Here is a 14,338-nt window from a genome sequence, read left to right on the forward strand (position 1 = left end):
TCCAGCTGTGCCGGTCCGGTCGGCCGTGGCACCCGACCGGCTCCGGACCGCCTCGCCCAGTCCTCCCCGTCCCCGGACCTGTTGGCGTGGACACGCAGGGAAGGCGTCATGATGGGGCCATGACGAACGAGGTGGACAGCGGGACGGCGAACGAGTCAGTGGTGTGTCCCCGGTGCGGAGCGACAGGAACCGTGGCGGTCGCCGACGCGACCGAGACCAGCGGGTGCATGCACTTCGCCGAGGGAACCGTGATCGCACTCATGGCCGGGGCTGCGGGCAAGTACTACGCCGACGACCGGGGCTGGCCCTGGCTCGCGGCGGTCGGGGCCGTCGTCGCGGTGCTCCTCTTCGTCGGCACGATCGCCGTCGTCCGAAGCGAGAACCGGGACGCGCGCAGGGCACGGGCCGCCGTGGACCGAGCCGCCGCGGCGGGCACCGTCGCCAGCCACTACTGCCCCACCTGCGGGGAAGCGTCCTCCCCGGCGATGCCGGGGGCGTAGTGGCAGGACCGCTGACCGAAGTTCAACCTCGTAGGCAGACTTGAGGACGACGTGGTACTGAACGTTTGCCTTTTGGTCACCACGGACGTCGCTGCGTCGCAGCCTCGAGTACGGCAGCGCGCCTGTGTGGAGTTGGGGCGGCCCGGTGGTACTCCCCCCAAGCTTTGGGCACCGGGCCTGACCCGCACACTCCATACCGGCACGGGGTTCCGCGAGGGTAGCGGTCCGGGTCACCCGTAGGGGGCAGCTGCCCAGGCACCTCCGGTACTGCCCGCGGCGTCACAGCGCGACCACGACCGCGAGGGCGCCGGCAAACGCGGCGGCAAAGGCGGCCATGACCATGAGTGGGGTCGCCAACTGCGGGTGCCGGTATGCGAGGTAGCCGAATGCGGTCAGGGTGAGCAGGACGACCGCCACGGTGAGCAGAACGACCAGGAGCAAGAGCGCGGACATGGGTCCCCCGGGGGTTGGTTGTGCCGGTCGGGCACACGGAATTGGGCAAAGCGGTGGCCCCTGCGCCACGGCCGGTGCGAGGGTCGAAGAAGACGCTGGCGCGTCTCGTCGCTCCGGACTGTGCTGGAGGCGGAGTTTGGCCGGTGAAGCCCGATCACGATGGGCAGACGAAAGACCCTATTCAAGGATTTGACCTGCGTCTTTGGTGCGAGGACTGGGCTTCATGCCAGCGAGGATCGTGCCGCCGGCGAGTACGGCTAGGACGACGATGAGGTCCTGGTCCGCCTTGCTGAGCATCTGAAGTCTCTCCGTTCACGAGCGGTACGACATCTGTGACGATGTGCACCACGTTCGCGAACAGCGGGTTGTTGCGTCAGGTTCAACGTGTGGCCGAACAGGCGGCAACACTCACCGCACAAGAGGGGAGAACATCGGGTGCCCGGAAGTCTTGAGCCACGAGGAGACCGTCGCACGCCTGAAGAGGCTGCTCTGGCTGAGCAGCTGACCGCGCTGTTCGACAGCCTCGACATCTCCTACCGTCGATATGCAGCTGGCCGCCCGTATGACCACTCCACCGTCTATCGCTACCTCCGAGGAGAGCGTCCACCTACCTGGGGTTTCATCCACGATCTCCTGTACGCCGTCGCTGAGGCACAGGGGTCTGTGCCGACCGCAGAAGCGATTGGGCTCTTTCGCAAGCTGCACAACGATGTGCTGAGGGCCGGGGGCAACCCGCGGCACAAAGTGTTGTTCCTCGAGCAACAGCTCGCAGAGGCTCACAGAAGAGCCCGTCAGGCAGCGGTGAGAGAGCAGCACCTGACTCAAGCCGTGGAGGAGCACCAGAATCGCATCCGGAGCCTGGAGCTAGGCCACCGTGAGCTCGAAGCCGCTACGGCCGCAACTGCTGCCGAGACCGAGGATGAGCGGGCTCAGCTCTACGCCGAGATTGAGGATCTGAAAGTCAAACTGGTACGGGCTCGCAAGCTGCATCAGCAAGCAGAAGAGCGCTGCGCTCAGTTGGAGCGCCAGCTTGCCGAGTCCGAAGCAGAGGCCCAGCGCGCGTCGCTCGCTCTGTCACCTCGTCCTGACGAGACAGAGGAGGAGCGGAGGAACGCGGCTGAGGAGGCTGCCAGGATCGTCCAGGCTGCCAAAGAGGAAGCTCAGGAGCATCGCGCCAAGGCGCAGGAGGAGTTGCACGAGCTGCAACAAAGGAAGCGTGACCTGGACGAAGAGCTGTCCCGGAATCTGCCGCGTCCTGGTGCACCGCTGCCTCCGCGGCTGCTGATGCCGGCCCAGACCGGCTTCTCCTCTGCGTCAGTCGGTAGTGGGCCGGACGAGAACTTGGAAAACTGGGCCGGCATCGTGGTCGCCGGCAGGTACCGCTTGGAGCGTGAACTCGGGCGCGGTGGGATGGGACGTGTGTGGGAGGCGCTGGATACGGAGACAGACCGCACGGTCGCCCTGAAAGGACTGCGGGAAGTTGCAGACCCCGTGGAGCGGGAGGAGTGGCTGCGGCGGGCACGGCGCGAAGCGCAGGCGCTCAGCCTCGTCAGGCACCAACACGTGGTCGGGTTCCAGAATGTGGTCGAGGAGAGCGGCCAGGTGTGGGTCGTCATGGAGCTGTTCGCGCCTCGCACGCTGGGCGATGTGCTGCGTGAGCACGGACCGCTGACTGTGATGGCGGCGACGGACATCGGGATCCAGATTCTCCAGGCTCTGAGGGCGGTACACGAGGCTGGCGTCGTTCACCGCGACGTGAAGCCGGACAACATCTTGTTTCACGCAGACGGAAGCGCACGATTGATGGACTTCGGGATCGCCACCTACACGAGAGCTCCCCGAGTCACTCAGGTTGGCACGGTCATCGGCGCGCTGGAGTATCTGGCACCGGAACTCGTCCTCACCGATCCAGAGGAACGCAGGTCGGCCTCGCCGGCCTCCGACCTTTGGTCCCTCGGAGTAGCGCTGTACGAGATGGTGGAGGGAAGACGCCCCTTTGAGGGCGTGACCGACTTCGAGATCCTTCAGGCCGTGCGCGAATCTCAGATTCCGCCTATGCGGTTCGCCGGCCGACTCGGGCGCCCAATCACCCTTCTTCTCCGCAAGGATCCGGATCGCCGTCCGACAACCAACCAGGCGGAGAGCCTGCTGGAGTTTTCTCGGCGCGACGGTACTCCGCCGCATGGTTACAACCTGGACGAGCTTGATCGAAATCCGAAGGAGGGTTCGCCTCGGTCGCAGCAGAGAGAGACTCCTGGTTCTACCGGACTCCGTGACTGGCTATCACGGTTGGGACGCCGCTCAAGTTAGGAGTGCAGGCTCAGACCTCGTGCGGCGGGCGGTCGGCGGCGGCCAGCGTGTTGAGCACTGGGACCAGAGCGGCAGCGTGGAGACGACGGTGCCTTTCTGCATTTGCAGACATCAGGGCGCGCGATGACGGGCAGGCCCGCATTCACTGACCTCAGTCAGTTGGTCACCGAGGCCGCTGACAGTGCGGGGGATCGCGGTGGCCGGGTTCGCGATCCGTTCGGCAACATCTGGTGGGTGGTGAGCCGGGTCGAGGATGTCGAACCTGACCGGGCCTGCGAGCGCGTATTCGAGCCGAAGTGTGCCGCGGCGATGCGCATGGCTGAGGAGACGCTGAACGCCGCAATGAGCGGTCGGGACTCGGGTGGCAAGCGCCCCGCCGCGCCTGACCCTTTGAGCCTTTCCGGGACTTCTTCCAGGGATCCGGCATGGCCGCCGCCCTGGACCTAGACGTCTTTGAGTGCGTCGGCGGCGACCGCTTGGAGCTCGCGTTCGCGGGCGCCTCGCTCGCGGGCGGTGAACAGCCGTTCGGCGTAATGCGGGGGCAGGGCCACGGTCAGATGGCGGATGCGGCTTTCGTCGGTGGTGCCGATCGGGCGGTATGGCCGAGACGGGCGCGGGTGTCGATGGCGATGCCGCCCGTAGTGGCGGCGGCCTTGGGGGCGCGTGCCCGTGCGCGGCCGACGGTGGCCGCGTCCACGCCGTCCTTCGGGAGGGCCGGCACGAGGTGGCGGTGCAGGACGTCCTGAGCTCCGTCGACGTACTCGGAGCAGTACCGGGGCTGGGACATCGCCGCGCACTCGGCCCAGCCTTCGATTCCGTCGGAGGTGACGACGCGGACCAGCAGGGCGTCTCGGCTGATCTCGACGCCACAGGAGGTGCGGAAGGGGGCGACGAGCGGCAATACGATGCGGTGCAGTTCGACGCCGGAGATCTTGGTCTTCATGTGCGGGTGGCTCCTGGTGGGTTGTTCAGACGGCGGTGCCGAGGAGGACGTAACTGCGGCGGTCGTGGAAGCCGACGACGCGTGCTCCGTCGGCGAGCAGGCCGCCGAGCACCTGCCGTACGGCCAACCGGCCAGTCGCGGGCGGTGACGGGGTCCGTGCGGCTCGACAGGACCCTGGCAGGGCTGATCGGGCAGGAGAGCAACGATCCGGCGGAGGCCCTCCGGCTGTGGACCGAGCAGTTGGGCCCACCCTGATCGCCGTCGACAGGCCCCACTTCGTGGCCTTCGTCGCCGCCGCCTCTACCCAGGCCGCCGTGCTCTTCGAGAGGCTCGTCTCTTGCTCGTCAATCCGGGGCGTCTTCTGGCTACTCGTCTCCGGCCCGATAGCCGCCGCGAACCAGGTCCTGCTCCTGTTTGGCGGACCTCTCCGGGATGCCGGCCGAAGCCGGCGGCTGCTTCGTCTCGGGTGGCTCCCGCAACAGAGGCAGCCGGCCACCTGGGCGCGCGGCTCGTCCCCGAGCAGCAGGCGCTGCTGACAAGCTCGGCGTACCGCCCCGCCGAGCGGCCCGCCCCGGCGTCGACGGCTTCTGCGCCCGGGTCCCGGCGAATCGTGCCGTTGGCAGAATTTCGAATGAGGAAGCTGGTGACGTAGGAGAGGGCGTTGTTCCACAGGTACTCGCGGGCGATGTATCCGCTGTCGGTGGGGATGTTGTCGCCGCGGGGCAGGGCGGAGGAGCGAGCGGTGCTCATCGCAGCCGCCGAGAGGTGCGAGCGCAGGGCATGTTCGGTGAATGCCTGGTCAGGATCAGGCCGACAGTGAACGGGGCTTGACAGAGGCCGTCCGATGCCGTGTTCTCACAACAGGGGCGACGACGGTGGGGGAACGATGGCGACAGCGTCAGACGACCGGCCCGGTGCCGAGCCCGTGGGCGGCGGGAGCCAGCAGCACAGCGCTCCGAAGCCACCCGACAAGGACAACCACGCCATTCGGAGAGACGTCATCCACGTGCTCATCGTGATCCTCGTCATCCTCATGCTGGGCGCCGTTCTCGCGACAGCCGGCGAGGGCTGCAGCAGTAACTGCGTCGGCCCCTGATACGGGCCGCCGGAAGCCGTGGATCCATGCGTTCGTCCGCTCGACCATCCACGAGGCGTTCCTGAAGCTCGCCTGCTGTGTGATCACCCACAGGCGAGTCCAGGCATTGTGTTGGCTCCTCTGGGAATCTGCTGTCTTTCAAGGTGCGAAGGCCAGGTTTCCGCTGGTCAAGTGTGAAGTTGCCTCCGCTGCCATAGAGATGACACGTCGTGTTCTCTCTCTAGTGGAGGTGCCAGATGCCGTCGGTGACCGAGTCGATCGAGGAGCGGGAGGTCGCTGCCCGGCAGCGGGTGGAGCTGGTGCGAAACGAGCTGGACCGGCTTGTGGCCGAGCTGAAGGCGGCGGAGGCCGCGCGGGATCGCCTGGTGATCGCGAAGGAAACGGTGAGTGAGGTGCTGTCCGAGGCCGGCGAACCCAAGGGCGTGCGAGTTTCCCGTGGCCGGCCGGTTGAGCCGGAACCGCCGGTGGTCCGGGCGGCCCGGCTCGGTGGAGATCGAACAGGTGCGGTCCAAGGCGAAGCGTCTGGCCGCGCCAGGCTGGCTCGTCGAGGACACCCCGGCTTCTTCAGCGTCGCTGTTTCGCAAGGCGGCGGCTCATGACCATGGTCATCGACCACAGCACCGGCTACTTACGCGTCGGAGTGCTCCGGCAGGGTGAGCCAGTCCGACCAGGAGATCTCTCGGCCGAGGAAGCGCGGCTGCTCGAACGGCCAGTCGGCGGCGATCCACTGCGGCACCAGCTCATCGAGGGCCTGCTCGACCTTGCTGCCCACCAGCTCGTCCACCACCCACCAGGAGATCTCGCCGTCCGCGCCGGCCTTCTCCGGCGGGTCGATGTAGACGCAGCCGAGCAGGGCTGTCTCCGCCGCGTCGAACAGCGCGTAGTTGAAGGACTGGTGGGCGGCGATCTCCTTCTCGTGCCGCAACAGGTCGGCCTGGTCGGCCTCGTAGGTCATGGTGGCCGCAGGCCAGCCCCAGGCTGGGCCGAAGATGGTCCACAGCCGCTCGCGCGAACCCATCACCGCGGGATAGTCGAGCGGGGTGTCCGTCTCCCGGATCGGCCGCAGGTGATGACCACTGCTTGGCAGCGGTACCAGGACGGGATGGACGAAGTTGTCGGGGAGCCAGCTCATAGCGCCCGACCGTAGCAGCGCGCGGTCCTCAGCTCCTTTGGATTTCGCCCGTATACCGCCAGGACCGGCTCTCATGCCGGGCAGTGCCCGCGATCACCCGATCGAGACTCCCGTTCGATCGACAGACTCCATGAGCGGTATGGCAATGGCTTCTGAGTAAACCCAGGCCTGGCCAGAGGCAGGGAGACGCTGGAGGGTTGGGAGCGAATCGGTCGGCAGTGGGAGTGGGCGGCTCATCCCGGCCGGGGCCGTCGACCGCCCCAGACTCCCGGCCAGCCGGCTTGAACTCAATCTGTTCGACGTCGGTGAGATGGACTTCTTCCATGGAGCCGACGCAGCGTCTGCCGTCCTGAAAGTAGACGTCCTTGAGTGCGTCGGCGACCGCTTGGAGCTCGCGTTCGCCGGCGCCTCGCTCGCGGGCGGTGAACAGGCGGGCGGCGAGGTCCGGCCGCGGCTTCTTGATCTGCGCAGCTGCGCGCCCACGGGTTTCGGTACGGGACGGGTGCACGCCCCTTCCAGCGCCCTGTCGAGACTGCCGCTGACGGTCATGTCCGGATCTCCGGTGAGGTCAAGGTGCGCCCGGTTCAATGCCGGGGCGCAGTGCCTTGCCGATCTCGTCCTGGGTGAGGGTCGGTTCACCTCCGCTCTTGTGGAGGTGAACCGTTGATCTAGTCCGTTGCATCGCCGAGGGCGGGGGCCTCTCCGCGCGAGCGGGGGTGAGCCGAGCACAGGGTACGTCCCCGGCCTTGCGCCGGACGCGGGCCTCTGCCTCGCGCTCCTCGGCGTCCGCGATCCTCTTCAGGACGGTGCGCTGTGGCCGCGGATGCGGATGCGGGTGCGGGTGCGGGTGCGGGGTCATAGCCGCATGACGATGAGGGCGGTGTCGTCGGTGAGGCCTGCTGGGGGGATCAGGTCTGTCAGCAGGGCGTCGGCGAGGGTGTCAGGGTCGGTGGCGCGGTGTCGGGCGACCGAGTCGGCGAGGCGGGCGAGGCCGGTGTCGATGTCCTCGTGCCGGCGTTCGACGAGCCCGTCGGTGTAAAGGACGAGAAAGCAGCCGTCGGTGAACGTGGTCTGGGCCTGGGGGCGGGGGACGTGTTCGGGGCGGGCACCGAGGGGCGGATCGGTGGCCTGGTCGAGGAAGGCGACCGTACCGTCGGGGCGGCACAGGGCCGGCGGGGGGTGGCCGGCGCTGCTGTAGGTGAGGGTGCGGGGGTTCCAGTCGATGAAGACGGATGCGGCGGTGGTGGATTCGGCGCCGTCGACGGAACGGGCGTACAGACCGAGGACCTCCAGTGCCTGGGCGGGGCCGGCGGCGACGCGGGAGGCTGCGGACAGTGCGCTGCGGAGCTGGCCCATGACGCCGGCGGCGCGTAGGCCGTGGCCGACGACGTCACCGACTGCGACGGCGGTACGGCCGCTGCCGGGCAGGTCGACGAGGTCGTACCAGTCGCCGCACACGTTCAGGGCCCCCATGGCGGGCCGGTAGCGCACCGCTGCACGGTGGTGGCCAAGGGGGCGGAGGGCGGGCAGCATCGCCTCCTGCAGGTGGAGGGCGACCTCGCGCTCGCGGGCGTGGGCCTTGCGCAGGCGTTCGTTGACCTCCTGCAGTTCCCGGGCGCGGGTGTAGAGCTCGGCTTCCAGGACCCGTGCGCGATCGCTGCCGGTCCGGCCGCCGCGGGCGCGGATGAGTTCGGTGACTTCTTCGACCCGGTGCAGCAGCAGGGCCACGCTGCCGTCGGGGGCGAGCACGGGGACGTTGACCGGGCTCCAGTACCGCTCCTGCCACACTCCGGGCCGTTCGGGGTCTTCCACGTCGTAGCGCTGCAGGGCCATCGTGTCGCGCTCCCCGGTGGCCGCCACCCGGCGCAGTGAGGCGTACAGGTTGCGCATGCCGGTGGCGGCGGGATCGCCGGGATTGTCGGGGAAGACATCGAACAGGAAACGCCCGATGAGCTGGCTCCGGATACGCCCGGACAGCGAAAGATACGCCTCGTTGACGTCCGCGTACACCAGGTCCGGCGTCAGCAGCGCCGCACCGGCGGGAAGGGCCTGGAAGACCGCCTGGTAGTCGATGCCGGGTACGTTCACGCTGCCGCCTGCCTGCGGGCTCTCGTCGGTCATGGGCGTCCCCACCATGGCACGCGCGCGGGCAACAGTCCTGTCGTGGTGCGCCGTATGGACCGTCCGGCCCCGACCCGGAAAGGTCGACATGAAGCGGGCAGCAGTACTGCCAGTGGCGGAGCTCGGCAGCATGCAGCTGATTTGCGATCTCTCGGGTTTTCGCCTCCTGGGAGGGGTGGGGAGGGCGTTAGGTGGCTGTGCAGGGGGCGATGCCCTCGCCGGAGGCGTGCATGGAGGCGGCGGTGACCTGGCAGGCGTACAGGCTGTTGCGGTAGGGCAGGGGCTGCAGGCGGATCAGGATGTGCAGGAGCCTGGCGGCGCGGCAGGCCGGATCGGGGCGGCCGTGGTGGGGCGCGGGATGCGGGTTCTGTGGCGGGCTACGACGGCGATGGCAACGGCGGCAGAGTAGTCGGCGCTCGTGACGTCTTCGGGGTCGGCCGTGCCGTTCGCCAGACATGGACGAGTTCATCGAGCGTATGCCGCGGCTCGGCAAGGTGACCCTGTTCGCTCCGTACGCCGCCAGCGGGCTCGGCACGGACCACTGGCCGTCAGAACAGCGCGTCGGCCCGTTCTCGTACGCGGATGAGTCGAGCGACTCGAGAGGGCTCAGGAACGCCCGGGCGGACCTGGCAGACTGTGCGCCGCCTGAGGGGAGATCGTCGTGCCTGAAGAACTGACCGTACGCCGCATACTCGGGGACCAGCCGTTCGCCGAGATCGGTCGGCCGGAGTGGGTGGTGACCGCCACACGTCACGGCTGCGTCATCGCGGCCGGCGACCTCGGCCACGTCCCGTGGCACGGCAAGGGTCACTGGCTCGGCCACCGGATCGGCGTGTACGAAGCCGACACCCTCCGGCCGCGCCACGTCGTCGCCTCGCGCTACTCCATATGTGCCGTCGAGCCTCACCCGGAGCTGCCGATCGTCGCCGTGGGCACCGGCCGCTACGACGGTTCGTGGGACTTCGAGGGGCAGCTGCTCCTGGTGCACCTCGAGACCGGGCTCGTGACGGACCTGCTGAGCAAGAGCCGCCAAGTGCGGCACCTGCGCTGGCTGGAGGACGGCAGGCTCGCAATGCTGCTCTCCCCCGAGGACAAGGACGGCGGTTTCCGCACAGGCTTCGAGCTGGCCGTCGCGGCGGACGACTGGCTGTCCGCCCCGGCCGGTCTGGTCGACCCCGACCGAGTTCGACAGCCGATGGTCGAAAGCGGGCTCCTCTACGACCCCCATGTGGAGGACGCCCTGGCCCGCCTGACGGAGGGCCGGTGGCGGAGGCGGGCGGAAGTACGGGACCTCACGGTGCTGGCCGACGGCAGGGTGCTGGCTACCGGTCGGCACACGGACCTCGAATGCTGGGATCCGTCCGGCGCGCTGACCTGGGCTCTACCAGCCGGCGGGGAGGGAAGCGTCCAGGTCGAAGCAGCCCCTGACGACGAGTCGGCGTGGGTGACGTACCGGGGCTTCCGCCGCGACGGCGGGACGGGGCGGCTGGTCGACCGGGCGACCAGCGTTTGCCGGATTTCGACGGCGGAGGGCGGTGTGGTGGACTGCGTGGACATGCCATCGGCCCCCGCATGGAGCGCCACGGGCGAGGGCTGGCTGGCCCTGCGCCCGCTGGGGCGCGACGCAGAGGCCGCGCTACTGCTCGACCCCGCACACCAGGAGGCGGCACAAGTCCGGCTTGCGCCCGCTCGCTCCAACTCCCCGGCGTCGCTACGCGTCAGACACAGCGCCCGCATGCTGTACGTGGACGGTCCCGGCCCGGACGGCGACGCTCCGTGGATCCATGCGATCGAGCCGCCAAGCGCCGACGGTCCCGCTACCGTACGCGCCCTCTTCCCCCTGCACTGGGACCCGACGTCCGCGCTCCAGCCCTGGTTCGGCCCCGCCGTCGAGCTGGGAGACACCCTCGTCCAAGCAGGCCGGTCGTACGAACGGGGGCCCACCTACGCAGAAGCCCGCAAGGGCACGTACGTCGTGAACCGTCGGCTCCCGGACGGCACGGCACGCTGGGTGTACGAGACCGACCAGCCGATCGCCGGTCTCGACGGCGACGAGCGCAAGGTGTACGTCGTCTACCTCACCGGCGAGGTGGAGACGCTCGACACGGCGACGGGCGAGGTGCGGGACCGGCACACCCTGCACGCGCACGGCCACCCCGTCACGCCGGTGTCCGTCGCGTTCCGGGCGGACCAACGGCGACTGGTCGTGGGGACGGCGGACGGGAGGATCCTGGACTGCACGGTCCCGAGGTGACCGGGCCGTGACCCGCAGCCGCCCGCCGCACTGCTGAAGTGCTCGGCCAGAAGCAACCCGCCGATGAGCGCCCACCGCCGGAGCGGAGCAGCCGCAGGACGGCACACTCGAAGGCGCCGCCCGTGGTACGTCGCCGGTCACGCCGGAGCTGGCCGTCCCATGGTTCGACGAGGTCCGTGTGCCGCCGGAAGACCTTCGCCTTCGTCGGTAGGAGACGCGGCTGCGCGTACGGGAGGAGCAGCAGCGCAGCGGGTCGGCGGCGGCTCCCTGGGTTGGCCGGGTCTGGGCTCGGGTGGCCCTCTGGCACACCACCCGCAGTGCCTGGTGTCGCGCCGCTTTGGTGTTGTGCCTGCCTCCACGCCGTACACGCGCTCGCCCATTTGCCGTGGACGGCGGACTCGCGGCGTGGCAGGTCAAGCGGTGGCGCTCAGGCGTCGTCGGAAGCGAGCACCCCTCCCGGTGGAGGACCGGGTCACAGCGACAGGCTGCAGTGGCCGCGTCGCCCGGACGCGTATCCGAGCGACGTGACCACATCGGAGCAGACATGCCGGGCACACTTCACTGAGCCGTCAGCCTGTCCTGCGGCTGCGTCAGTTCCCGGTCATCCGCAGAGGCTGTCGTCGGAGTAGGAGAGGTAGGCGATGCTGCTGCTGCCGGCGACGTACCACCGGCCCGCGCTGTTCCTGTACATGCTGCCGAGATCGCTGTTGGTGCCGTTGTAGCGGATCTCGGACCCGTTCCAGAAGAGATTGTTGTCGGCCCTACCGAAGGTCTGCGGCCCAACCTCTCCGTCCGCCTTGAGTCCGCGATCGCTCTGCCACTCGATCGTTGCGGCTCTGGTGTTCGGGCCGAAGTCACAGTCGAGGCCGGACTGAGGCAGGTATCCGTCAGCGATCAGGACTCCCTGCCACAGCCCGACCACGCTGTTGTGTCTGTTCTTGGTGGTGGAGAGTGGGCCCTCGTCTCCCCAGTCATCCGTCACCGTCCCGGAGCCGTACACGCTTCCCTGTGCCACGCTCGCGTGCGCTGGTGACTGCACGCCCACTGCTACCACAAGTACCGCAGCAGCGACCGCACTTCTCCATGCCCAGCCATGGACAGAACGATTCAACGGAACCCCCAGCCAATCGTCTTGGACTAGACCGCGGGTACGGTCGCACGCCCGTCAGCGCGTGTACAAGACATCCGGCATCTGACCGGAGTTCCGTCAGCATCTGGGAGCGGACGCCTGCGGATCCGTCTGCATCCAGCCGGCTGGACGTCATGCGCTGATTGACTGTGCGTCGTGACCGAGAGGATCGAGATACCGGATGCGGAGCGCGACTCGGGGGCATCGGGTGATCATCGAGGCGGTGGCATGAGTATCCGGTGCAACAGGGCGTGGCGGGATCAGCCCGATCGGTTGGGCGAGGGACGGCGCCTGGCAACGAATCAGGACCAAGCTCCAGGCCCAGGCCGAGGCAGCCGGAGGCATCGACTGTCGGGTGAGCGTGAACCACACCATCGTACGCGCTCACAAGCACGCCGTCGGCGCCTTCAAAGAGTGGCTCCAGCGGGAGAACCGGACGACCACGTCGTCGGGCGGTCCCGTGACGGGTCTGAGGACGAGAATCCATCTGGCGGCCGATGCCGGTGCTGTCCGCTCCCACTGCTGGTCGCAGCCAGACACCGTCAAGACTGCCTCGCAACTTTTGCTCGGTGAGGAAGTGACACGGATGGCGAGCACCCGCTGCCACCAGGCCTCTCGGGTGTCCGGGTCGGTCTGTCGGACCGGTGCGTCAGCAGGCACAGTGAGCACTGGCGCCTGGTCTTCGCCGCCCCGGATCGGCCACCCATCCGACGTTGGAGGACGGCTCGCGGTCCAGTTGCACCCCGGAGCAGACCCGGAAGCGGCTGAAAGACATCGTGGGGATCCCCTTTCCCCAGCTATGAGGAGCAGGCACTGAAGGAGCTCGCCAGCCGCCGCGGCGTCCTGCAGCGCTGGGGGCTGATCGGCGACCAGGCACGCGCGACCTTGGTGGCCTCGACCACCTCTGCGGTGCTGAACATCCTCGTCTCGTTCGTGGACGACAACCTGCTCCCCGAGCTGCGGGAGCCCGAACGCAGCGCGGCCGAGCCGCAGATGGAATTCGTGCGCGACGGGCTCCACTACAGCCCACGAGTACGACGGCGTACAGCCCGGCGTGGTGCAGGCCATGACGTAGGAGAGCCCTGTCAACGCGGCGCGGTCAGGAACGGGGGCGTGGCCGCGCTCCTCACTCTCACCGTTCAATGCCAGCCGGTATATCCGCCCGGGTTCGCAGGCCCTGTGTCCGCGCCCATGAGACCGACCAGGAAGAGAACCACCACGATCAGCGCAAGCACCACCAGCCAGAAATGGTCCGCGAATCCTGAGGAACTCGGGCCTCGCGGACGATCGTCGCCCCGACCCTCAGCGGCGCTGTCCTCGTCGGCCACCCCGCACCCCCTCCGTCCGTATCCATGGCACTGCGCCACAGGGTCGGCGTCAAGCCTCCCGGCGCCCGGGTTCTTCGAGGCAGCGGAGATCGACATCGGCGATGGGACCGATCAAGCAGTCACGTTCCTGTGGCAACGATGCAAGGTCGCCGGTCAGGGGACGGCTGCGGTGGACAGCGCTGCGTGATGCCTCGCCTCACACTCTCAGCCCCCAGCACGACTAAGGGTTGTCCCGTAAATGATCTTTAGGTCACCTCGGCCGTGCTTGGCCCCAGTGTGGCCCGCTCGTTCATCCGGCGAGGGCGAGGTTATGCATCCGGGCGATGCCGCGCATGGCGTGGTGGACTCCGTCGCCTTTGAGACGGCAGCCGCGGAGGATCTTCCATGTCTTCATGCGGGCGAAGACGTGCTCGACGCGGGCGCGGACCTGCTTGTGGGACTTGTTGTGCGCTTCCTTCCAGTCCGCCAGGTCTTCGCCCTTGCATCGGCGATGGGGCATGACGAGTCCCGTGCCGGGACAGCCGCCGTCGGCGATCGTGAGTGTCCTGCCGACGGCGGCCTTGGCGCCGGATTCCTCCCACGCCTTGCAGTCGTTGCGGTTCCCGGGCAGCGGCCGGCCGACCACGGCGACGAGCCTGGTGTCGGCGTCGATGACGACCTGGTGGTTGGTGGAGTATCGGTAGTTCTTCGACGGCTCGGCGATGGTGTGGTCGCGGGTGGGCACCAAGGTGCCGTCCACGATGAGCACGGTGTCCTTGGAGAACCGCTTGCGGGGCTGGAGCGCTAGCATCGGCCCGAGATGGCCAATCACACGGTCCGCCGCCGACTTCGACACCCCGAACAGTGGCGCCAGCTGGCGCATCGTCAAGTTTGTTCGCCAGTAAGCCGTGACCAGCAGCGCCCGGTCTTCCAGGGACAGGCCCCACGGTCGGCCCTTGCGGGCCGCGTCCGCGCCCTCGCGCCGCAGTACGGTCACCAGCTTCCCGAAGGCACGCGGGCTCAACCCGGTGAAGGGGGCTATCCAGGACGGCTCCGACGCCGTGATCACACCAGCCACGTCGGGATCATCGCG

The 14,338-nt window shown here is 68.4% G+C and carries 12 protein-coding genes and 1 pseudogene; 5 read left to right on the top strand and 8 right to left on the bottom strand.

Annotated features, from left to right (window positions below; all coding sequences use genetic code 11):
* Positions 1-119 precede the first annotated feature (119 nt).
* Positions 120-500, top strand: coding sequence for a hypothetical protein (locus ACFVGW_RS03715; protein ID WP_385850619.1), 381 nt, complete (start codon positions 120-122; stop codon positions 498-500).
* 279 nt (positions 501-779) lie between these two features.
* On the opposite strand, the gene ACFVGW_RS03720 is transcribed toward ACFVGW_RS03715, so the two are convergent.
* Positions 780-953 (bottom strand): hypothetical protein, encoded by a 174-nt coding sequence (locus ACFVGW_RS03720; RefSeq protein WP_385850620.1) that lies wholly within the window; start codon positions 951-953, stop codon positions 780-782.
* A 435-nt stretch (positions 954-1,388) separates the two neighbouring features.
* Between ACFVGW_RS03720 and ACFVGW_RS03725 the strand changes: the two genes are divergently transcribed.
* Positions 1,389-3,263: a protein kinase gene (locus ACFVGW_RS03725; protein ID WP_385850621.1), complete on the top strand. Its 1,875-nt coding sequence runs from the start codon at positions 1,389-1,391 to the stop codon at positions 3,261-3,263.
* A 446-nt stretch (positions 3,264-3,709) separates the two neighbouring features.
* Here the strand turns inward: ACFVGW_RS03725 and tpg are convergent.
* Positions 3,710-3,933: pseudogene (gene tpg / locus ACFVGW_RS03730) on the bottom strand (telomere-protecting terminal protein Tpg); the annotation flags it as partial.
* A gap of 1,159 nt (positions 3,934-5,092) precedes the next feature.
* Here tpg and ACFVGW_RS03735 point away from each other — a divergent pair.
* Positions 5,093-5,302, top strand: coding sequence for a hypothetical protein (locus ACFVGW_RS03735; RefSeq protein WP_385850622.1), 210 nt, complete (start codon positions 5,093-5,095; stop codon positions 5,300-5,302).
* Positions 5,303-5,538: 236 nt separating this feature from the next.
* Complete coding sequence (locus ACFVGW_RS03740; RefSeq protein ID WP_385850623.1) at positions 5,539-5,901, top strand: hypothetical protein; 363 nt, start codon at positions 5,539-5,541, stop codon at positions 5,899-5,901.
* A gap of 29 nt (positions 5,902-5,930) precedes the next feature.
* Here the strand turns inward: ACFVGW_RS03740 and ACFVGW_RS03745 are convergent, their stop codons facing one another.
* Entirely contained in the window at positions 5,931-6,434 is a 504-nt protein-coding gene (locus ACFVGW_RS03745) for an N-acetyltransferase (RefSeq protein WP_385850624.1), read from the bottom strand.
* 855 nt (positions 6,435-7,289) lie between these two features.
* Positions 7,290-8,555 (bottom strand): PP2C family protein-serine/threonine phosphatase, encoded by a 1,266-nt coding sequence (locus ACFVGW_RS03750; protein WP_385850625.1) that lies wholly within the window; start codon positions 8,553-8,555, stop codon positions 7,290-7,292.
* A 661-nt stretch (positions 8,556-9,216) separates the two neighbouring features.
* Here ACFVGW_RS03750 and ACFVGW_RS03755 point away from each other — a divergent pair.
* On the top strand, positions 9,217-10,809 hold the full coding sequence (locus ACFVGW_RS03755; RefSeq protein ID WP_385850626.1) for a hypothetical protein: 1,593 nt from the start codon (positions 9,217-9,219) through the stop codon (positions 10,807-10,809).
* A 601-nt stretch (positions 10,810-11,410) separates the two neighbouring features.
* Here the strand turns inward: ACFVGW_RS03755 and ACFVGW_RS03760 are convergent.
* From ACFVGW_RS03760 to ACFVGW_RS03775, 4 genes are all read right to left on the bottom strand, one after another.
* On the bottom strand, positions 11,411-11,848 hold the full coding sequence (locus ACFVGW_RS03760; protein ID WP_383312562.1) for a peptidoglycan-binding protein: 438 nt from the start codon (positions 11,846-11,848) through the stop codon (positions 11,411-11,413).
* A gap of 887 nt (positions 11,849-12,735) precedes the next feature.
* The gene (locus ACFVGW_RS03765; protein WP_385850627.1) at positions 12,736-12,858 is read right to left on the bottom strand and encodes a hypothetical protein; all 123 of its coding nucleotides are present in this window, start codon (positions 12,856-12,858) and stop codon (positions 12,736-12,738) included.
* A gap of 219 nt (positions 12,859-13,077) precedes the next feature.
* Positions 13,078-13,266, bottom strand: a complete 189-nt coding sequence (locus tag ACFVGW_RS03770; RefSeq protein ID WP_385850628.1) for a hypothetical protein — start codon at positions 13,264-13,266, stop codon at positions 13,078-13,080.
* Positions 13,267-13,555: 289 nt separating this feature from the next.
* Positions 13,556-14,323 (bottom strand): transposase, encoded by a 768-nt coding sequence (locus ACFVGW_RS03775; RefSeq protein ID WP_385850629.1) that lies wholly within the window; start codon positions 14,321-14,323, stop codon positions 13,556-13,558.
* Between the last annotated feature and the right edge of the window lie 15 nt (positions 14,324-14,338).

This window comes from Streptomyces sp. NPDC127129 (assembly GCF_042671585.1).
In the GTDB taxonomy this organism is placed as follows: domain Bacteria; phylum Actinomycetota; class Actinomycetes; order Streptomycetales; family Streptomycetaceae; genus Streptomyces.

Coding starts and splice junctions, on each gene's coding strand:
- ACFVGW_RS03750 (WP_385850625.1), bottom strand. CDS start 8,555: ATGACCGACGAGAGCCCGCAGGCAGGCGGCAGCGTGAACGTACCCGGC.
- ACFVGW_RS03745 (WP_385850624.1), bottom strand. CDS start 6,434: ATGAGCTGGCTCCCCGACAACTTCGTCCATCCCGTCCTGGTACCGCTG.
- ACFVGW_RS03720 (WP_385850620.1), bottom strand. CDS start 953: ATGTCCGCGCTCTTGCTCCTGGTCGTTCTGCTCACCGTGGCGGTCGTC.
- ACFVGW_RS03715 (WP_385850619.1), top strand. CDS start 120: ATGACGAACGAGGTGGACAGCGGGACGGCGAACGAGTCAGTGGTGTGT.
- ACFVGW_RS03765 (WP_385850627.1), bottom strand. CDS start 12,858: ATGTTCAGCACCGCAGAGGTGGTCGAGGCCACCAAGGTCGCGCGTGCC.
- ACFVGW_RS03735 (WP_385850622.1), top strand. CDS start 5,093: ATGGCGACAGCGTCAGACGACCGGCCCGGTGCCGAGCCCGTGGGCGGC.
- ACFVGW_RS03740 (WP_385850623.1), top strand. CDS start 5,539: ATGCCGTCGGTGACCGAGTCGATCGAGGAGCGGGAGGTCGCTGCCCGG.